Source organism: Halobacillus alkaliphilus (assembly GCF_900113125.1).
GTDB lineage: Bacteria > Bacillota > Bacilli > Bacillales > Halobacillaceae > Halobacillus > Halobacillus alkaliphilus.
On sequence record NZ_FOOG01000002.1, the window covers coordinates 52,266 to 72,350 of the forward strand.

The 20,085-nt window shown below is 39.8% G+C and carries 25 protein-coding genes and 2 riboswitches; of the genes, 7 read left to right on the forward strand and 18 right to left on the reverse strand.

Translation table 11 applies throughout. The annotated features are described in order from the left end of the window. Positions 1-34: 34 nt before the first annotated feature. The gene (locus BMZ06_RS01800; RefSeq protein ID WP_425431746.1) at positions 35-1,348 is read right to left on the reverse strand and encodes a TrkH family potassium uptake protein; all 1,314 of its coding nucleotides are present in this window, start codon (positions 1,346-1,348) and stop codon (positions 35-37) included. 312 nt (positions 1,349-1,660) lie between these two features. After that, a riboswitch (cyclic di-AMP (ydaO/yuaA leader) is annotated at positions 1,661-1,809 on the forward strand. A gap of 304 nt (positions 1,810-2,113) precedes the next feature. Here BMZ06_RS01800 and BMZ06_RS21095 point away from each other — a divergent pair. After that, on the forward strand, positions 2,114-2,239 hold the full coding sequence (locus tag BMZ06_RS21095) for a CBS domain-containing protein (RefSeq protein WP_139205787.1): 126 nt from the start codon (positions 2,114-2,116) through the stop codon (positions 2,237-2,239). 49 nt (positions 2,240-2,288) lie between these two features. Continuing rightward, positions 2,289-2,954 (forward strand): potassium channel family protein, encoded by a 666-nt coding sequence (locus BMZ06_RS01805; protein WP_089749558.1) that lies wholly within the window; start codon positions 2,289-2,291, stop codon positions 2,952-2,954. A gap of 139 nt (positions 2,955-3,093) precedes the next feature. Here the strand turns inward: BMZ06_RS01805 and BMZ06_RS01810 are convergent, their stop codons facing one another. Then, the gene (locus BMZ06_RS01810) at positions 3,094-3,432 is read right to left on the reverse strand and encodes an avidin-fold protein (RefSeq protein ID WP_089749560.1); all 339 of its coding nucleotides are present in this window, start codon (positions 3,430-3,432) and stop codon (positions 3,094-3,096) included. Between the two features lie 255 nt (positions 3,433-3,687). On the opposite strand from BMZ06_RS01810, the gene BMZ06_RS01815 reads away from it, so the two are divergent. After that, complete coding sequence (locus BMZ06_RS01815) at positions 3,688-3,906, forward strand: hypothetical protein (RefSeq protein ID WP_089749562.1); 219 nt, start codon at positions 3,688-3,690, stop codon at positions 3,904-3,906. Between the two features lie 102 nt (positions 3,907-4,008). Here the strand turns inward: BMZ06_RS01815 and BMZ06_RS01820 are convergent, their stop codons facing one another. From BMZ06_RS01820 to BMZ06_RS01840, 5 genes are all read right to left on the reverse strand, one after another. Then, positions 4,009-4,635, reverse strand: coding sequence for a DUF1700 domain-containing protein (locus BMZ06_RS01820; protein ID WP_089749564.1), 627 nt, complete (start codon positions 4,633-4,635; stop codon positions 4,009-4,011). Between the two features lie 6 nt (positions 4,636-4,641). Continuing rightward, on the reverse strand, positions 4,642-5,025 hold the full coding sequence (locus tag BMZ06_RS01825) for a PadR family transcriptional regulator (RefSeq protein ID WP_245755926.1): 384 nt from the start codon (positions 5,023-5,025) through the stop codon (positions 4,642-4,644). A gap of 106 nt (positions 5,026-5,131) precedes the next feature. Then, positions 5,132-5,818, reverse strand: a complete 687-nt coding sequence (gene tenA, locus BMZ06_RS01830) for a thiaminase II (protein WP_089749566.1) — start codon at positions 5,816-5,818, stop codon at positions 5,132-5,134. A gap of 165 nt (positions 5,819-5,983) precedes the next feature. Beyond that, positions 5,984-6,090, reverse strand: a riboswitch (TPP riboswitch). Positions 6,091-6,227: 137 nt separating this feature from the next. Continuing rightward, on the reverse strand, positions 6,228-6,665 hold the full coding sequence (locus BMZ06_RS01835) for a GNAT family N-acetyltransferase (protein ID WP_089749567.1): 438 nt from the start codon (positions 6,663-6,665) through the stop codon (positions 6,228-6,230). Between the two features lie 102 nt (positions 6,666-6,767). After that, positions 6,768-7,787: a serine hydrolase domain-containing protein gene (locus tag BMZ06_RS01840; protein ID WP_089749569.1), complete on the reverse strand. Its 1,020-nt coding sequence runs from the start codon at positions 7,785-7,787 to the stop codon at positions 6,768-6,770. A 279-nt stretch (positions 7,788-8,066) separates the two neighbouring features. Between BMZ06_RS01840 and BMZ06_RS01845 the strand changes: the two genes are divergently transcribed. Continuing rightward, positions 8,067-9,185 carry a glycerol dehydrogenase gene (locus BMZ06_RS01845; RefSeq protein WP_089749571.1) on the forward strand — a complete coding sequence of 373 codons (1,119 nt, stop codon included), beginning with the start codon at positions 8,067-8,069 and terminating at the stop codon, positions 9,183-9,185. Between the two features lie 197 nt (positions 9,186-9,382). Here BMZ06_RS01845 and BMZ06_RS01850 read toward each other — a convergent pair whose 3' ends face one another. From BMZ06_RS01850 to BMZ06_RS01895, 11 genes are all read right to left on the reverse strand, one after another. After that, the gene (locus BMZ06_RS01850; RefSeq protein ID WP_089749572.1) at positions 9,383-10,567 is read right to left on the reverse strand and encodes an NAD(P)/FAD-dependent oxidoreductase; all 1,185 of its coding nucleotides are present in this window, start codon (positions 10,565-10,567) and stop codon (positions 9,383-9,385) included. A gap of 23 nt (positions 10,568-10,590) precedes the next feature. Further along, positions 10,591-12,030: an MBL fold metallo-hydrolase gene (locus BMZ06_RS01855; protein WP_089749574.1), complete on the reverse strand. Its 1,440-nt coding sequence runs from the start codon at positions 12,028-12,030 to the stop codon at positions 10,591-10,593. Between the two features lie 251 nt (positions 12,031-12,281). After that, entirely contained in the window at positions 12,282-12,740 is a 459-nt protein-coding gene (locus BMZ06_RS01860; protein ID WP_089749576.1) for a helix-hairpin-helix domain-containing protein, read from the reverse strand. A 99-nt stretch (positions 12,741-12,839) separates the two neighbouring features. After that, positions 12,840-13,115: an ester cyclase gene (locus tag BMZ06_RS01865; protein WP_175477761.1), complete on the reverse strand. Its 276-nt coding sequence runs from the start codon at positions 13,113-13,115 to the stop codon at positions 12,840-12,842. Positions 13,116-13,123: 8 nt separating this feature from the next. Then, a complete protein-coding gene (locus BMZ06_RS20545) occupies positions 13,124-13,270 on the reverse strand; it encodes a hypothetical protein (protein ID WP_175477762.1) in 147 nt (48 codons plus the stop codon). Between the two features lie 153 nt (positions 13,271-13,423). Next, positions 13,424-14,308 carry an aminoglycoside phosphotransferase family protein gene (locus BMZ06_RS01870; RefSeq protein WP_089749580.1) on the reverse strand — a complete coding sequence of 295 codons (885 nt, stop codon included), beginning with the start codon at positions 14,306-14,308 and terminating at the stop codon, positions 13,424-13,426. An 85-nt stretch (positions 14,309-14,393) separates the two neighbouring features. Further along, entirely contained in the window at positions 14,394-14,777 is a 384-nt protein-coding gene (locus BMZ06_RS01875; RefSeq protein ID WP_342708341.1) for a GNAT family N-acetyltransferase, read from the reverse strand. A gap of 191 nt (positions 14,778-14,968) precedes the next feature. After that, a complete protein-coding gene (locus BMZ06_RS01880) occupies positions 14,969-15,616 on the reverse strand; it encodes a DUF3108 domain-containing protein (RefSeq protein ID WP_139205788.1) in 648 nt (215 codons plus the stop codon). A gap of 25 nt (positions 15,617-15,641) precedes the next feature. Then, positions 15,642-16,148 (reverse strand): GyrI-like domain-containing protein, encoded by a 507-nt coding sequence (locus BMZ06_RS01885; protein WP_175477763.1) that lies wholly within the window; start codon positions 16,146-16,148, stop codon positions 15,642-15,644. 432 nt (positions 16,149-16,580) lie between these two features. Continuing rightward, positions 16,581-16,919: a DUF1048 domain-containing protein gene (locus BMZ06_RS01890; protein WP_089749585.1), complete on the reverse strand. Its 339-nt coding sequence runs from the start codon at positions 16,917-16,919 to the stop codon at positions 16,581-16,583. Continuing rightward, entirely contained in the window at positions 16,916-17,257 is a 342-nt protein-coding gene (locus BMZ06_RS01895; protein ID WP_089749587.1) for a PadR family transcriptional regulator, read from the reverse strand. The genes BMZ06_RS01890 and BMZ06_RS01895 overlap by 4 nt, the downstream gene beginning before the upstream one ends. 608 nt (positions 17,258-17,865) lie before the next feature. Between BMZ06_RS01895 and BMZ06_RS01900 the strand changes: the two genes are divergently transcribed. The 3 genes from BMZ06_RS01900 to BMZ06_RS01910 all read left to right on the forward strand — a co-directional run bounded on the left by BMZ06_RS01900 (position 17,866) and on the right by BMZ06_RS01910 (position 19,960). Beyond that, positions 17,866-18,789: a DUF3794 domain-containing protein gene (locus BMZ06_RS01900; protein WP_089749590.1), complete on the forward strand. Its 924-nt coding sequence runs from the start codon at positions 17,866-17,868 to the stop codon at positions 18,787-18,789. Positions 18,790-18,814: 25 nt separating this feature from the next. After that, complete coding sequence (locus BMZ06_RS01905; protein WP_089749592.1) at positions 18,815-19,348, forward strand: DUF3794 domain-containing protein; 534 nt, start codon at positions 18,815-18,817, stop codon at positions 19,346-19,348. A gap of 108 nt (positions 19,349-19,456) precedes the next feature. Then, positions 19,457-19,960, forward strand: coding sequence for a DUF3794 domain-containing protein (locus BMZ06_RS01910; protein WP_089749594.1), 504 nt, complete (start codon positions 19,457-19,459; stop codon positions 19,958-19,960). Positions 19,961-20,085 lie beyond the last annotated feature (125 nt).

Genomic DNA, 20,085 nt, shown 5'->3' on the forward strand with positions numbered 1-20,085 from the left:
GTGATATTTAAAAAAAGCCTACACCCGCGGGCTTTTAACCAGTAAGAATTTCTTCACTTGGATACTTCACAGGATCTGGAGTTTGTTTGGCAAAGGCAAAAGCAAAGGTTAAAGGACCAAGTTTTCCAATAAGCATCGTAAAAATAATCGTTATTTTTCCGATTAGTGTCAGGCTCCCCGTTAACCCCATGGATAACCCTACAGTGCCAAAAGCAGAAACACTTTCAAACATGATCGTTAGAAACGAGGCCTCTTCCGTTAGGTTTAGAATAAAAATGGTTATTACCACCACGCAGAGGCTGCCCACTGCCAGGGCCAAAGCCTTGTTAATCACATGGCTGGTGAGACTTCTTTCATAGACCACCACATGTTCTTTATCTTTGAAGAAAGAGAGAGTGGCAAGAAGAATGGCCAGGGCTGTCGTGAGTTTGATACCGCCAGCTGTGGAAGCGCTCCCTCCACCTACAAACATAAGAGTAATAATATAAAAGAGAGAGGCTTCTTCCATTTGTCCAATGTCCAGCGTATTAAATCCAGCGGTTCTCGGTGTAACGGCTTGAAAATAAGCGGCTTGAATTTTACCAAGACTGGATAAGTCCGCTAATGTATTAGGGTTATTATACTCGAGAAAGAAAATCATGAAAAAACTAAAAGTATTAATGGCTAAAGTTCCTACAATCATTAGCTTCGTTTGTAAGGACAACTGCTTAAATTCTTTGCTTTTCCACATATCAAACACGACAGTAAAACCTATTCCTCCAATGATAAAGAGAAAGGTAATCACAATATTAACGATCGGGCTGACTACATAAGAGGACAGGCTATCGGACCAAATCGAAAAACCAGCATTATTGAACGCAGAGATCGAATGAAAGACGCTGGCGTAAAAGCCTGGCCCCCACCCCATTTCAGGTATCCATTTGAACGAGAGAAAAATCACCGCAATTGCTTCAACCACTAGAGAAAACACCAGTAATTGTTTCGCTAAGCGGACCACTCCTCCTATAGCTGACTGATTTAACGCTTGCTTAACGAGCAATCTTTCCTTAATCCCTATTTTCTTCCCAACGGCCATATAAATTAGCACAGCAAATGTCATAATCCCAAGGCCGCCTAGTTGAATGAGCAGAAGGATAATAATCTGACCGAACAATGTGTAGGCTGTGCCTGTATCCACCACAATTAATCCGGTAACCGTCATAGCGGAAGTAGCCGTAAATAAAGCATCTATCAAAGAAACGCCTTCCGTACTGGCAAACGGAAGCTTCAAAAGGAAAGTACCAGATAAAATCAATACGACAAAAATGGATATAATCATCTGCGGAGGATTCAAATCCAATTTATACATCATCAGTTCCACCTATCACTGAATATTAACTACGTTTATATATTCTATAGCGATTTAATTAACTTCTAAACCCCTTTTATAGAATTGTTATGGACAACCTATCTATTATCATACCCAAGTTCATTTATACTTTCCTTTTCACCAAAAGGGTCCTCTGACACAAAAACCTAGATAATTAAAGAAAATGGAAGGTATCAAACCCTATTTACTATCAAACAGTTTTTTTCATGATATTTAGGCTTATTTTTATACTTTACTAAAGAATTAATGGAGAGTAATATTTGTCAACATAATATGATTCATTGTTTCCAAAAATCTTAATCGCTTAATTCCGACATGGAAGCGGAGGAACCAGTTTTTACGTGGTCAAAACCACTTGGGGTGAATCCATAGCAATGGCAGGGCGACTCTTTATCCCCGAACCCGACAGCTAACTCCGTAAGCGTCTAGAGAGAGGATGGTGGTAACTTGTGATCAACCATTTAATGACCGCAGGGTAGCTTCCCCCTGTGTTTTTTGATGTCAAAATTTAACCCCACCAGATTAATAAACGGATGCGAAAATCAGTAAATGAAATAAAACGTATGATTGACCAAGCTGTGACTCAAAATAAAGAAGCTGAACTACTAGCACGATTCGTACAATAATCTAATAAGACCTATCACAAATTTACTTATGACAAGTATCGTTAATATAGTATATTTAGGGGTTCCATTTTATGAATATAGGCTTTTTTTCTACTGTCTGAAGAGAAAGTGGTCTGAAATGGAAGACATGCTGGAACTTTCGGTAAACCAAAATTTCGTTCCTGTAGTGGAGGACCAGCAAGTATTTATCGGCATCCTCAGAAGGAAAGATATTATTGGTTATTTTCAATCATTGAAAAAATAACTAGTAAGAAATTATCATTTTCCATGTACTTGTTGGAGGAGGAATTGTAATGAAGAAGGAATTTGCCGTAATTGGTCTAGGACGATTCGGCGGAAGTATTTGTCGCGAGTTAATTCGAGAAGGTATGCATGTACTGGCCCTGGACTTAGATGAGGATAAAGTAAATGAATACAGGGATATTGCTTCGCACGCAGTAATTGCCGATTCCACGGACGAAAATGTGTTACGAGAATTAGGATTAAGAAACATAGATCACGTGATCGTTGCGATTGGTGATAATATTCAAGCAAGTATGCTGACTACCCTAATGCTGGAAGAAATGGGCATCAAAAAAATCACGGTGAAAGCTCAAAATGATTACCATGAAAAGATTTTAAATAAAATCGGGGCCGATCATATTGTCCACCCTGAAAGAGATATGGGGAAAAGGATTGCACACAATATCATTTCTAATAACATTCTTGATTATATTGAGCTTTCCGATGACCACAGTGTCGTTGAGGTAATAGCAGGGAGTAAATTAAGCGGGCAGTCTCTCATCGAGTTAGATATTCGCGCCCAATATGGATGCAATGTCGTGGCGATCAAGAGAGGGAAAGAAATCAATGTTTCTCCAATGGCCACTGAAGAAATTGTGGAAGGTGACATTTTAATTGTTATCGGTGCCGACAAGGACATCAGTCGTTTCGAGAAGAATCTTATTACTGAGGACTAACCTATACGTATAAACAACCGCGAATGCCTTAAAACAGGTGGTTTTCTCCTAAAATCCACTGTTTTAAGGCATTACATATGTATTGAACTATACTTTTTCAACCCCCACTTGCCTCACTAAGCAGCTCGAATTACCTCTATCAAACTTCCTTGATGATGGATTTTCCTTTCGTTTGGTCATGGTCAAGCCACTGCCACTCTTCATGTAGCTCTATCTTCCCTTTAGAATTAAAGTTTGGGACAGATATGCACTTACCTCCTCTGATTTCATTGGAGGTATTGACATGATTATACCGGAATTCCAAAGTATCATCCTCATGTACGATTCCTATCAATTTTCCTTTAACGATCTCTCCACCAGAGTAATCGGCATGAAGAATGTTACCATCTTGATAGTAGAAAAAATATGTTTTAGCAGAAACTTCACCACTCTCCGTATTTTCTATGGATACGAATTGACGATTATTATAATCAAACATGTAAAATCCCTCCTTGAAATTGTGACCTCACACACTATCATATAATTTGTAAAATTCCAATAATTAATCCGGCTATTCACTATTTTATAGATGAAAGCAGGATAATCGCGATCCATTATAGTATTAATAAAAACAAGGATCTAAATTTCTGGATCCTTGTCGTCCTCCCAATTTTTCTCACGAATTTAGTTATCTAACGAACTTGACTGGGAAAATAGTAGGTAAGGAACAATATTAGACAAGGAGGCATTTAAAATGGCAGAAGTATCTTCCATGCAGCAAGCGGTTGAGGTATTACGAGGTAAAGGGCTTTCCAATAGGGACATCCTTAGCAACGTAGATAACAGCCATTTCCCGTTTGATGATGAAGAAGTGGTGATGACCTTTATTGATTTGCAGATTGAATGTTCCTCTGATAAAGATTTTAACAAATTAGTGGCTTACTTATATGATTTTGACTTAAAGGAAGAGTAATCATTTGAATCCATGGAAAAAGGAGGCTGTCCTATTAAGGATTGCCCCCTATCTTGAATGATCGCTTTCCTGTTTTATATTTATCCAGTTATTCAATAACCTCTAATAACTGGATAATTCTACTATCTTAACGTTGTTCAGATATAGAGATCGTATAGAAAAGTAAGTGAACGCCCACACAAGCACATAACAAATAAGATAAGCAACATTAAATGTATCCAGTTGGCCAGTCTGCATTATATTTACAGAAAATAATCCAAAAGGGATCGCTAACACGGGAACCATCATTCTGCCTGCTTTCCGAAGAATATTTCCTCTCTTCGTGGTCATTTTATTTTTATAATAACCAAACAGCATCCCGGTTCCTGCTATGAATTGTAATAAAAAAGGTAAAAATAACCCGATGTCTATATTCTCGAAAATCAGCGGGAGAGCTAATGCGCCAAAGGGAGCGATCACTGATATAACCGTAACTCCAAACCAGTAATCCGGTATAGTAAACTCTTTTTGCCTGCTATTTTGTTCCTCTTGAAGAATTTCCTGACTCAGTTGTTCAGGAGACATAAAGGAGGCAACAATTTGCTGTTCTGTTTTTCCTTCTTCTGCGACCAACTCCATAAGATGATCCCTGATTTCATTTAGATGAGCACGTCGTTCATCGGCTGGCAGCTCTCGTAATTTAGATTCCAACTGACTCAAATAATCTTCAACAGTATCGCTTTTGTTCATGTGTTTCTACTCCCCTCCAGCTTGCAGGTTGTTTAAGAACGAATAAACCGTTAGAAACTCATTCCATCGATCCTCAGAAATTTCCTTTCCTGCATCGGTTAGATAATAATACTTTCTGCTCCTTCCCTCATGCTCCTCTTTAAAAGAACTAATCCACCCATTTGCACTCATTCGGCGTAAAATAGGATAGATGGACCCGTCTGCTATTGGAAAACTACTGTCCTCTTGTAATTTCTTCGTTATTTGATATCCATACATTGCGTCATTCTTTAAGAGTAAAAGAATAGCTAATTCGAAGGTGCCTTTTCTTAATTGCGTATGCCATTTGTCATTTTTTGTATCCATAGCTACATAGTATATCAGTGCTATATATGTGTCAATGACACACATAAGATAAACGGCTGATTTTTGCGCTTCTCCCCCATCTTATTACGTTTGAATAATCAGTCGTATCAAAAAAATAACCCTCCCCTAAAGTAGGAGAGAGTCATGTTATTCAATGATTAAGAAAACTATCTTTATCCACCCACATCGTCTTATTGTAAGCCATTTCCCAGAACATGTACTCCAGTTTACTTGTATGAACAAATATATCTTCAAGGTGAGCTTTTTCTCTTTCAGGAAGATCATCTGCCAAATCGTTCATCAGTTCTTTAAGAGAGGCTGCCAGTTCCGCAAACTCGTCTGAAGCGTACATATCGATCCAGTCCCCATAAAACTCATGGCCTTCATTCCGTTCGAGCTTGTTTAATTCCGTACCGATCACATGATAACTCCATGTACAGGCAAGAACACAAGCGGTCACTTCTGCTTCTGAACCCTGGTTGGCTTTACTCAGCATGTAGCTTGTATAGGCGAGAAGTGTAGCTGAAGGTTCGGTATTTTCAAGCTCCTCCCGGCTGATTCCAATCTTTTCTGCATAGTTACGGTGAAGGTTCATTTCTTCTGACAACGTGGAATGAAGCAGTTCAGAAAACATGGTCATGGTGTCCAGACGTTTCGCTTTTACAGCCCCTAAGGCAAACACCCGGCAGTAATCAATCAAATACAAATAATCCTGTCTCATAAAAAATTTGAATTTATCAAGCTCCAGGCTCCCATCCCCGATACCTTTAACAAAAGGATGATGCAGATAAGACTCCCAGATAGGTTGTGCACTTCTATAAAGACGATCAGTAAACATTACTTCTCTTCCTCTCTGTTTGTTTGTTGAGACCAATCATATAAAAAAGCGACCATTGTTTTTTACAGCTGAGTCAAATCAATCCTTGCTTCCATCTCCTTTCTGAACATAAAAAGCCCGCCCCTTCAGAGAAGGAGCGGGCGTCATAAGCATCATTAAAAAAATTATCGGTCCGCTTCACTTCCCTCCGCTGGTATGATCCAGATCAGGTAATAAGGGTCAAAGCTTTGTGCTTTTCTCAGCCAACCTACATGGCTCCCCTAGTGAAGATTCGTTATACAGTTGTTACTATTATTAGAACATAGACCTAAAATAAGGACAAGTCTCTCAAAACTAAATTAATCCTGAGTTGTATTCCTCATGGGTCTTAGCAAAGGTAGCGGCTCCGCATTTAAGCTTACTTTTTATATTATGTTAATGATTTCTTGAAAACATAACTTACTCTGTCATATTCCATGTTATCCATATAAAACCGGTGAGCATCAGGGCGCTTTAATCCTGATGATAAAGCCACACTCTCGAAACCATGTTCTTCTCCCCACGTATGTACATAAGAAAGCAGCTTGTCTCCATAACCTCTCGATCGATAATTTTGATCTGTAACTAAGTCACAAACCCAGACAAACCTTCCGTAATAAAGAGTAGTCATTGGCTTAAAGCCCGTGACGGCAACGATCTTCCCATCTTCCATTAAAGCAAACATCCTATACCTATCTACTTCTTTCGCCTCTAACACTAATTCCAGGTATGTATTTTCATCTAAATGAGTTCGCAATTGGCTCATCACAGGAAATCCTTGCCGTATTTCTTCTCTAGAGCTAAGCTCTTTCACAGTTACAGAATCCATTATTAATCCCAGCCTTTCAAAAGAATTTCAGATCATTTCACATGACTCTAATAAACAACTTATGTACTTATTAAAATCAAAACGCTCGCTTCCACTACCACTTCACTTCAATAAAAAATCCTCAATGGCTTTCGTGATTTCGAATGGATCCGTTTCTATATTGGAAGGTATAACGATCTTAATATTTGAACCTGGATAAATAGAAGATCTGAAACTGACTCCGGGATCATAGCCCATTACATGGTATTTGTGCACATGCTCATCCTTTTGATTCACCCAGATCCCGTAACCATAATGAACTTCTCCGTTCACCTGAACATGAGGACAGAGTAATTTTAAGGTAGTCTCTTCATTTAAAAGCTTATAGTCAAATAAAGCCTCCCATAACTTCATCATGTCAGGAGCTGTAACAAAAGCACCTCCATCCGAACCTCCCTTTTTAGGAATAGAGTAAATATTCGTTCTCCACGTGTTCTTTTTATGGTTATCAATATATCCTGACGCTGTATTTCCCGGAAGTTGATCTAATGAAAAATATCCTGACTCTTTCATATTGCACCTATGAAAAACTTCCGATTCTATATATTCTGTAAAAGATCTTCCAGTTTGCTCTTCAATGATCAGACCTAAAAGAATATATCCGGCATTGTTATAATGAAATCTTTCTCCAGGTGTGAATTTCATTGGCTCTTCCTGAAATAAAGGTAGAAAATCTTTAAGAGAATTGATTTGATAAACCGGGTAGGTCTTCCACAAGTCTTCATAATCCTTCATGACCTCTTCATCAAAGTAATCGGGGATGCCGGAAGTATGAGTTAACAAATGGTGAATCGTAATCTCTTCATCAAAATCAGGCAAGTGTATATTCAAACAATCAGCTAGACGAGTATTGTACTCTACTAATCCTTCTTCTACTAATTGACTAATTCCGATAGCCGTAAATAATTTGCAGCCAGAGGCTATCCCGAAACGAGTGCTGGAAGTGTTCAATCGCTTTTCCGCTCGGTCCGCATAACCAAAGGCTGAATCCGATAATATATGCTCACCTTGTTTCACATATACGACTCCTGAAAAGTTCATTTCATTACTCAAATCAGTAATAAGGTGGTTCAATTCTTTCATATTGTTCTCCCCCGTATTGCTCCATATTTTTGTTAGAATGCTAAAGATCACTTTGTCTTTTATGTAGCTACGTGCTGTCTTTCAATACTTAAGATACTTCTAATGACCGGTTAGTTTGATCACTTATTTTAAGTATAACCTTTCTAAATTACTTAGTAGATAGATAATCATCGTAGGAACAACCACTGAATTTACTTTTCTTTCGTTCCTTCTGTTTATCACTCCTGAATAAATGGGTAGATAACCACTGTATTACATTAAGAAAGGAAGGGATTAAGGATGAAGGAACGTGTGTTCATTAGCCCATCAAAATATGTGCAAGGCAGAAACGCTGTTCAGAAGATTGGACAACATCTAGAAGGTGTTGGTAAGACTGCTGTTGTGATTGCAGACGAGACGGTTTGGGAAATTGCAGGCAATGATGTCGTAGCCTACTTGAAAGAAGCGAACATCAACACAGAGAACGTCGTATTTAACGGCGAAGCTTCTACAGCAGAAATGGATCGCATTGCAGGTATTGCAAAAGAGGCAGAAGCGGCCATTGTCATTGGTATTGGTGGAGGCAAAACTCTCGATACGTCAAAAGCCGTTTCAGATGAGGTTCAAGCTTTTACAGTGATCGTTCCTACCACAGCTTCTACAGACGCTCCTACGAGCGCGCTTTCCGTGGTTTACTCAGATGAAGGCGTGTTTGAATCCTATCGTTTCTATAATAAAAATCCAGACCTCGTATTGCTGGATTCCAAAATCATTGCGGAGGCTCCCCCTCGTTTCTTAGCCTCCGGTATCGCAGATGCACTGGCTACTTACGTGGAAGTGAGAAGTGTCGTGAACAACAAAGGGAATACGATGGCAGGAGGACAAACCACGCTCGCCGCTCAGGCTATAGCAGAAAAGTGTGAAGAAATCCTATTTGATTATGCCTTACTCGCTTATGAATCAAATGAACGCCAGGTGGTAACCCCTGCTCTGGAACATGTAATTGAAGCGAATACTCTTCTCAGCGGCCTTGGATTTGAAAGTGGCGGATTAGGTGCTGCTCACGCTATCCATAACGGTTTCACTGCCTTAGAAGGTGAGATCCATCACCTTACGCATGGAGAAAAAGTCGCGTTCGGTACCCTTGTGCAATTAACGATGGAAGAACATTCTCAAGAAGAAATCGAAAAATATATGGCTTTATATATGAGCCTCAATCTGCCAATTACGCTAGAAGATATCAAGCTAAAAAATGTCTCCAGAGAAGACATCCTAAAAGTAGCTGAAGCTGCAACCGCTGAAGGAGAAACGATTCATCAAGCCTTCTCCGTAACAGCTGAAGAAGTGGCTGATGCGATTATTGCTACCGATCAATATGCGAAAAGCTTTAAAGGAATGTTAGGAATAGAAGAAGAATGATCCAACAAGCTGGGGAGGAATTCCCCGGCTTTTTTCTATGTATTTAATGCATTGATAAATGATTCCGCATAAGCTGCCAATCTCTTCTCATTGAATATCACCGTTTAATTTCATTCATTTACTTCAACAATAAAGCTCCCCCCTTTTCGCCCTAGCTCAAAAAAATCCCCCTGAACATTGTCAGGGAGATCATTGGATTACATCCGGCCTTTCATCATGCCATGCCAATACATGGCTGGAAGACCATATTTTTTGAGGAGATACATACTTTTACGTTCTTTACTTTGGTCGACCGGGAAGGTCTCGGATGGTACGTTGTTATACTTGAACTCTGCCATAACGAGACGATCGTATCCTGTCACAAGCGGACAGGAAGTGTACCCGTCGTACTTCCTCCAAGGTTGTTTGTTTCTTAACATGGCGTAAATGTTCGATACGACAACCGGGGCCTGTTTCCGGATGGCCGCTCCCGTTTTGGACGTTGGAACACTGGAAGCATCTCCAAGACTGAAGACGTTCTCGTAATTCCGATGCTGTAAAGTGTAGCGATCGACATCTACCCAGCCGTCTTCGTTCGCCAAAGGGCTGTGCTTAATGAAATCGGGAGCGCTCATGTGGGGAACAGCGTGGATCATATCATAATCCAGCGTCTCTTCCTCATTCGTCTGTAGATCCCGGAAGGTCGCCTGCTTGTTTGGACCATCAATCTTGATTAAGTCCTTCTTAAAGTTCGTCTTAATATCACGATCATTAATAATTTTATTCAATGTCTTTGCATACTTATCGACCGAGAAAATAGATGGGTTCGCAGACTGGAACATCACCTCTGTCTGATCGCGGACGCCTTGCTTTCGAAAGGCCTCTTCCGCTAGATACATAATTTTCTGCGGTGCACCCCCGCATTTGACCGGTGAATGGGGGTACGTAAAGATCGCGCGTCCGCCTTTGAAGTTACGGATGGTTTCCCAAGTGTAATCGACATGGTCGAAGGAATAGTTGCTGCAAATCCCATATTTACCGACATTGCCTTCCAGTCCTTCGATTTTACTCCAGTCTAATTGCAAGCCTGGACTTACGACCAGATAGTTATAGTGAATGGTAGTTCCTTCTGCCGTAACGACTACATTCTCTTCTGGGCGGAATTCTTCGGCATGTTCCTGGTACCAATGGACTCCTTCAGGAATCAGCTGGGCTTCCGGCCGCTCGGAAACTTGCTTGTCGAATACGCCCGCTCCGACCAGCGTCCATAATGGCTGATAGTAATGTTTTTTCGCTGGATCGATAATGGCGATATCCAAATGGCGGGATAGCCGCTTCAATTGAGCAGCTACCGAAATTCCTGCTGTGCCTCCGCCTATCACTACGATTTGATGTACATGCATATCCTTTCCCTCTTTTCTTTTATTTAAGAAACTTCAGTCACACCTTTTCCGCTTCCGCTTGTGGTCAGCAGCTGTTCTTGCTGCCAGCGATTAAATCCACCAACCATATTAATCACTTCATACCCGTGCTTCAACAGAATACTTGCAGCGATGGCAGAGCGGATTCCGGAGGCACAGTGAACGGCGACCGGCTGATCATTAGATAAACGCCCCGCTTCTTCCATCAATTCAGGAAGTGGGATATGAATCGCATCCGAGATATGCCCCGCCTCCCATTCATCCTGGTAACGGACATCCAAAATCTGCAGATCCTTTACTTTCTTCTCGTACTCCACTTCTTTTGGAGTGCTATTTGTATAGGAACGAAGCGAAGTTGCTGTCTTCACAACACCTGGCGCAAAGAACCCTTTGATTCGGTCCATACCCATAGAGGTAAGGATCGTCCGAATCTCATCAACATGATTGAGTTCAGCAATCATGTACAAGTCGACAGCACCATCGGCCAGGCGTCCCATCCATTCGGCGAAGGGGCCTGGATAAGGAAGGTTGATCGTGCCGGGAATGCTTCCACCAGCAAAATCGCGGGCGCTCCGGGTATCGATCACCATAGCAGAGGCGGAAGCTGCTAATGCCGCAACCGAATCTCCTTTGAGATCCATTAACACCCCGCCAGGTACTTCCGCAAGCGGTGTCATCCCCGATGGATTGACCCTCTTCATGGTAGCAAAATACGCTGGTGGCTCCGGTTGACCATCAAGCAGGAAGCGGACGAATTCTTCTTCCTCTGTCAGCTGAAAAGCAGGATTATACCTTCTTTCGTACCCGACTGTACTCGTCGGAACAGCTCCCAGTGCCTTCCCGCATGCACTGCCCGCTCCATGCCCTGGCCATATTTGGACGTAATCCTCATATGCTTTGAACTGCTGCAGCGAGTGGAACATCTGCCGCGCACCTTTGTCCGCGGAATCTTTCACCCCTGCCGCTTTTTCTAGTAAATCAGGTCGCCCGACATCTCCAACAAACACGAAATCCCCCGTAAATACCCCCATTGGTTGTTCCGCTTGAGCACCGTCTGTTAATTCAAAAGAAATATGCTCTGGAGTATGTCCAGGAGTATGAAGCGTTCTCAACTTCACATTTCCGACAGAGACTACGTCGCCGTGGTTAAGACCCTGCTGGGGCAAGTAAGGATCCAACGTGTATCCACCATTCTCTGCACCTTCGGAAGAATGATAAATCACCGCCCCGGTTCTCCGCGCCAATTCTGTCACCCCTGATACGAAATCGGCGTGAATATGAGTCTCCAACGCCCTCGTGATCGAAAAACCTTCTTCTTGGGCAACCAAAAGGTAAGGTTCGATATTACGAGCTGGGTCGATAACAGCCGCTTCCCCCGTAGCCTGGCATCCGATCAGGTAGGAAGCCTGTGCTAAATGCTTGTCATAGAAATATTTAAGAAACATACTTCATCCTCCTTATTTCTTCTAACTTTTCACTCTTCCACTATATACCCATTGGGGTATAATGTAAATTAATTATTGAATATAAATGTGGCAAAACGATGAAATATAAAAAAGACTGACCATTAGCTGATCAGCCTTTTCTTCAATATGCGTATCGATAGTCAGAACCCGTAATTCTTTCCAGACTTTCAATGTTTTAATGTAATTTCATTCGGCAGATTAACTTGCCATCAGTACGTACCGAGTAGCATTCACTCATACCACCCTTTTACAGGCCTATCTTCGGGGAAACCATATAGTTCTCGATATTCCTTTCTATCTTCTGTAAAATCAAACCACTGCTTACTGCTCTCAGGATTGTTTGCATAGTTCACCACACAACGAACTTGATCTTCCACACAACTATCCGTCCATACACCTAGCTGTCTCTCTAATTGGTCAAAAAGCTCAGCAGCATTCTTGTTTTTAATTTCCGATAATGAAAAAAAGTTCAATTTATAAACCAATTTTTCAGCTAACTGATAACCAATAGAAGGGACCGTTTGAAATTCAGCCAACCCTTTTAAAACCTTTGCTTTTTCATTTGGAATGTTCAACATAGCAGCTATTTGTTCCGTAGTAAGCGTATGTATTTCGCTTATTTTAACTTTTGATTTTCTAAGGAGCGATTTTTCCTCTTTTGTTAGCTGTAATTTGATAGTGGAACCCAAAAAACTCCCCTCCCTTAGATTAATTAGGTTACCTTTTTTATATAAGACTAGAGTTTAAGATATATAGCATCTTAGTTTAACGATCCATTTGCTAAGTAATTAAAAAGTTTTGTGAGTATTTTGCTGTAATGCACCTAAATCAAATAGAATAGCCGCGTCACTATTTTCACACCAGAGCTCCTTAACCTTGCCGCCTCTAAAATAGAAAATCATAAGACCTGTCTCTTTAACACGCTGATTCTCTGATGGGATGTTAAACCACCCGCCTTTATAGGTCATCCAGCCGGTATAACGAACGGCTAATTTTTGTTCTTGCTCGATTAAATCGTTAATCTCCCACTCATCCTCTTGAAAAACGGATCGATACCATTCCATGAATTCCTTCATTTTTTCTTTTGTGTGATCGCCATTATGGGAGTGAAAAACAAAAAATCTTCAGTTGTAAGCTCATTTAAGATTTCCAGATTCCCTTTTGTAAAATATTCTTTGAACCATTTTTCAACAAGGTCCTTTTTTTCAACACTTATCATCTTGAATTCCTCCTTGTCAGTAATTCAAAGCATTATGATCGCAATGCTATGAGAAAGTTCATAAATAAACCAAAGGATGTATTTCTCTAAGAATTTTCACCTTGTATGTTTGTTCCCCTGTTGAGTTAAACTCATTACAATTCCGAGCCACGTTTAGCTAGACCTGAAAGAATGAAGGTAAGTAAATCTTTCAAAAGCAGTGTCCCAATTTATAGTTTGATTATTTTCGATAGCAAACAATACATTATGAAAGATAGGTTGTAGTCCATAAAAAGATTGTACTCTTTCAAATAATGACTCTTTGTCTTCTTCAGTTCTGTAAGAAGCTAGTACTTCCTTTGTAAAGCCGGGTCCGTATGACCAATAGAGCCCTGCAAAATCAAAAGCAGGATCTCCCCATTGGGTATCAGTAAAATCTATAACCCCATTGATGACATTTTCCTCATGGTTGTAAATGATGTTTGATGTGGTTAAGTCCCCATGAATAATTGTATTAATAGGAACTTGATCAGCACACAAGAACTGTTCGAATAAATCCTCCACTTCTTTTTGAATGGATCGATTGATATTTGGTAATATATGGTCTTTAACTGACTTATAGAGATTATCCCAGTAGGCATCGGTGTGAATACGTCCTATATCTCCAATTTCTGATAAGTCTATCGTATGTAATTTAGTCAGAAAATCTCCTATTAACACCGCATTGTCTAGATTGTCGTGTATATTATCCTCTTTACATTCACTTAATGAAGAGCCTTTGAGATAGGAATAGGTGACTCCCACAAATTCCCCGTCCCTATACACTAATTCATAATTAGGAATCCGTACCAGCGGATCTTTGGTTTTTAATAGCTTTAATATCGAAGCTTCCTTTAAGACTTTCTTTCTAATTTCCAATGTTTTAGGAAATCGAAATACAACATCTTTGTTTACGATCAGAACATCATTGTCCCATCCTTTAGTGTTTAGGTTCACTTCTTGTACAGGCAGATTCGGATAACTGGCTTTAATAATCTTTACCATTTCTTTCTCTAACAAAAGTTCCCCTCCCTTTTGTGCAGACTCACCTGCAATAGTTTGTAAAAAGACGTAATCCTAAAGGTGGAATTACGTCAAAGGCTATTTAAATCAGCCTGGAGTATCTTAATTTGATATACTCAGGGTTTTGAGGTGGAATTTTTTCATGCCTGAATTTAAAACCTTTGGCTTCATAAAAAGGAATCGCCTTCCGATTTCCTTTTTGAACAGAGACCCACTGCTCTTTTGCTCCATACTCCACTTTTTGCTGCTGAGTAATAGTCTCCAGTAATTTTGTGCCAATTCCTTCATTTCTTCTATCAGGATCAAGATACAAAACGAATAATTCTCCGATTCCATCATCGATCATTCCTCCGCCTCCTGCACCAATTACATTTCCGTTCTCTACAGCAACAAAATAACCACCCCAATTCCGATTAAATTCTGTTACTTCTCCTGTTATTCTCTCGTAATTATAATAATCGTTAATAACTCTTTATATATATTCCTCTGAGTGAGTTTCCCCGTATGTAGCCCAATATGCATTCGTACAAACGTTTGAAATTCCTTTAACATGAGTAGGATTAGCTTTCATAATATGTATCATATGGACCTTCTTTTCCCTCCCATTAAGAATCACACGATACTTGAAGAATAGAGAGCAAGATATCTTCGAGCAGCTCATTCCCTTTCAAATATCAATTTCTCATTTCCAGATAAGACATTTTCTTGTTTTAATAACTCTTTTTCTTTGATGCTTATCCAATAAATTTGTATAGTACCTTCAAAATTCACTTCTGTTTTCCAAGATTCAACCATATTCGGTCCGTTCTTTTTCACAAATTCTTTTGCCACAACGCTAATGGAAACTTTTATTATTTTCTCTTTACCTGCATGAAAAACGAATAGATGAGTTGAATAACCATGCTGCAGGGGGAGTAATCGGATCACCATTTCAACCGAATGGTTTTCAAATAGGTCATTTTCTATTTTTATCTTTTTTTCTGAATCCCCTTTAATTAGTTGGATATATGAACCAAGATACTCTACTGTTTTGGTAGTACTGTTGGTGGAAATTTTATGTTTATAAGGTTTAAATGTATCTTTTGAAATCATGGATATGGCTTCTATATCTAACAAGTCAGACTTTAAAATTTGAGTTCGTTTTAAAATCTTCTCAGATTCATAAACTTCTTCCGTTACATTTTCAGTCGTAAAACCAACTGATTTTCTATTATTATTGTCCTGGATGATCACCACTTTCCTATCCACTTTCTTTGCAAATGTAGACCACGGAATGGAAGGGTCGCCGGGTAATAGCACTGACATGTTCCTCCCCTTCAAACAACATTTATTAATGATCTGCTCCGATGGATTTTACCGGTATCCATACTTCTTCTACGGCTACAGAATCAGCGGGATGATAGTCTTCCGATAGACGCTTAAAATGCTCCCGATCATCCAAGTCATAGGACGAAGACGGCAGCCACTCTTCGAATATGTATTGCAAGGTTTGGTTGAAACTACTTGCCGGCCCGTGATGCAAGAACATGGCATACAAGCCTCCACTGAATAAATAAGTTTCCATATCCGTCACTTCTTGAAACTCATGCTGAGCGACCTCAACAGCAGCCCACTTCACAAAAGTTGTGGCAGAATCAAATTCTTCGGGATCGAAAGGTTGATCAAAAACTTTTAAATTGTAAAACAGATCATCAACACGATTGGGAATAGAATTACGGTATGGCATAAAACTTTTCCAAAGTTCTTGCGAATAATCCTCATCTAAAGACATCCGTTTAGATTTTCCTAACAGCTTCTTTTCTTCTATAAAAATGATTTTTGGTTGGATCGTTCTCACCTCCGTGATTTATAAAAGTCATGCTACAACTACTCTAAATTTAATTAGTGAGAAACCTTCCTCTAACTCTTTCAATTTCAAAACTAATAATCCTTCTTAAAGCTGTATATTAAAGGGAATACCTGTAAGTTTACGGATATAGTCAAAGAATTTGGTATGGCGAAAGATAATATTCATCTAAAAGATGATAATCATACCTCATAAAAACGAGTAAAACTTAGGGCGGATCCTCGTAGTAGGATCCGCCCCATATGATTTACTCTGATTTGTCTTACCAACCTTCACCTTTTAGTAATAAGCTATTCAATCGAGAGTATAAAATTTTTTCTTGATTTAATCTATAATAATATTTGTGCGGAGCAAGCCTCAAACTAGGGTATCAATGTTTGCTAAAATAGTATCGATGCTAGAAAAACCACTAGGATTCCCTCGTCACCCACGACCAATCGTATCGTTCAGTTTGTTGCGATACTTATCCTTCCAAGTCTCCTCATCCTTCACTAACTCGTCGCAGAATTCAGCTACGTCCTCACCGGTGAGTTCCGTGACTTGTTTGCCTTCCGCAACACCTTCTTCAAAGAGATCGAGAATACCGCCAAAGATCCTCCTGGTATCCTGCCAATTTGATGGACCTCCCGTGGTCCACATATACTTTTGGATCGCTTTATAAGCATTATAATAATCACTTGGAAGTGCCTTTGCGCGCGCCTCCATCGCTCTCCATTCCCGCTTATCAGCCAGACTTCCAGTAATTTTTTCAAAAATGCTCATATTCTCTTCTCCTTTTCGGTTTTGGTTTTGAGTTCGTTAATTTTGCTTGAGACGAATTCCCATTTATTCCAAAAGGTCTTAAGATGTTCGTGACCGACTTCATTAAGGGTATAAAATTTTCTCGGTGGTCCTTTAGTGGATGGCTTCTTCTCAATGTCCACCAAATTGTTTTTCTCAAGCCGCATCGTAATGGTATAAACGGTGCCTTCCACCACATCCGTGAATCCAAGTTCCCGCAGCTGCTGAGTGATTTCGTAGCCGTACGTTTCGCCGCGGCTGATGATCTCAAGCACACAGCCCTCAAGAACCCCTTTCATCATTTCTCTGAAATTTTCCATGTTTGCCTCCATCTGCTCTAAAATACGAGTATTCTGGGATTCCGGTATTTAGTATTACTTATTACTAGTATATAGTATTGCTAAGTAGTTTGTTTGTCAAGATAATATTTTTGTTTCAGCCCCTCAATTACCTTCTGGAAGGAGGGAAATTAAGCTTCCGATAACTTCTGGTGATTCAGCAATTCCTCAAGGAGCGATTACTGCATGCAAGCATGCCGGGCACATTAAAAAAGGACGCATTTCCTCACTAAGGAATTGCGTCCTGCATTTACTATTAACGTTACTAGATTAAATCGAGCCTTGTTCATTTGAATCCTATCCCCTTACTTCATTGGAGCGAACTTTTGTCTTAATACCGTCTTCCTTCTCGCAAGACTTTGATAAGCAGCCGTATAATCTTTATGATAACTTGACTGTATTCCACCAAATTTTTTAACTATGCTCCAATCAACCTATCCTCAATCCACTGGTTCCCCTCAAGATTTATTTATACTTCAAATAAGATTGCTAGACTGATTAATTATTTTTGTTACCTTTTGAAATTAGCACAAACCGTTTTCATTCTCTTTAATACTATGTAAAGAATAACAAATTAAGGAGATGAAGAAATGGCAAGTGGATTTTTGAGAGATTTTGTTCAAATTATTGGAATTGCTGACCCATCAGAATTTCCAGTAATAGGCGAAGACACAAGGTACACCCAGTTTTCAGTTTTAGAGAGGTTGGAGATCCCCGAAGTTAAACCGGATGTGGAACAAATTAATACGCTTCTTATCGAAGCTGAAGTTACAAGTACACGTAACATTTTTACTCCAGTAGGGGTTAAAGTTGTGGTGGAAGGGATTCTTCGACAAAAAGTGATTTACACTGCTTTAGTGGAAGAACAATCCGTGCACTCGGCTCACTTTGAGCATCCTTTCTGTACATTTATTGATATCCCTCTAAATGTACCAGCTGGTCAAACGGTACCTGCTTATCTAGCTTCTTTAGGACTTTCGATTAATGATATTTTGGCATCAGATGTGAACATTTTAATAGAGGATGTTGAAATTAGCCTCCTCGACCCTAGAACAGTAAGTAAATGTGTCATCTTGTTTGTATATGCAGATTTGAATCCAGATTTATTTCCTCTAACATGTGATTGCTCATTTAGCGCTGCAGGACTTACAGCTGATATCACGGCTCCAGTCCTAGGTGACGTAACAGCAACACTTGACGTAGGAATCTGTCCGAACTGCGATGCAAATGCGAGCTTTATCGACCTCACTTTATCAGCATTAGGAGTCGATCTTCTAACCGTTGCGGTTGGTTCTGAGTTAATTACAGACATTACCTGCAGTGCCGATAACACTACACTCACAGTTCTGGCCGAAGGGGTGGATGCAGGAGTACTAGGTGCAGACCTGAATCTATCTTTAACCGTTGACACAACTGCTGACACCGCCACACTAGTCTTATCCTCCGGTGCTGTACCTATCTTGACAGTTCCGATTGTTGGATTACTTGGAAACACCATCACTGATTGCCCATAAAATTAAAATTGAAAGGAAGATTAATATGGCAGGTGGAATTTTAAGAGATTTCGTACAAATTATCGGGATTGCAGACCCCAATGAATTTCCGGTAATCGACGCAAATAACCCAAGCATGCAAATGGCTATACAAGAAAGACTAACGATTCCAGATGTAAAACCTGATGTTGAACAAATCAATACGCTTTTGATTGAAGCTGTGGTGACCGGTACACGAACAATCTTCACCCCAACTGGTGTCAAAGTAGTTATTGATGGTTTTCTAAGGCAAAAAGTGATCTACACTGCTCTTGTAGAAGACCAGTCTGTGCACTCGGCTCACTTCGAACATCCATTTTGTACCTTTATTGATATCCCACTAAACATTCCACAAGGTGAAACCGTTCCAAGCTTCTTAGCCAGCTTGGGCCTATCCTTGAACGATGTATTAGCAGGACCTGTAATTGTATTAATTGAAGACGTCGAAATCAGCCTTCTGGATCCTCGTACCATTAGTAAGTGCGTAATTATTTTCGCATACACCACAATTAATGATGCTCTGGTACCTTTCTTAGCATAAACCCATAGGCTCCCCCTTCAATCGGGGGAGCCTATTTTGCTTTTATTCATCACGAGTCTTATTTATATCTATATACTGATAAAAGAAAAATGATAAAGGAGTGTACTCATGCCCACTTTCAATCCAAATGAAATGATCTCCTATGCAGGTATTGCTTGCAAACATGAATTCCCTGAATGCCCGCTTGCTTTTAAACAGTTCACCATCATTGAAAACGCATTTGTTCCAAAACCCAAACCTAACATTGAGGAAGTAAATAAGGTTAGCGCGTCAGTTGTCCTTAATGACCCCAAAGTTATAGACTCTCCTTACGATAAAAAATTGTTAGTAAGTGGTGTAGTCAGACAAAAAATAACGTACACGGCAGCAAAACCTGATCAGCCTCTCCATAGTTTTCATTTCGATATTCCCTTTTGTGAATTAGTAATTCTTGAAAAAAAGAAATGCTTACCTCCTTATTTTGAAGTAAAAGCTTTTATTGAAGATATTCATGTTTTTTCAACTGTAAAAAGAAAGGTAAAGATTTGCAAGGTCCTCTGTTTATGCGTCATCAATACTTCCCAATGTCGTCACGAATCTAAATCCCCTTGTGAACACCATAATAAAAGATAAACTTTAAGTTCGAATTTCAGGAGTATACATTTACATCATTACTACTGTACTAACTGTTCTCCTGCCATCTTTTTATCCAGCTGTTCATCTGAATGGCTGGATAAAAAAATGTAGAGCACACGGAT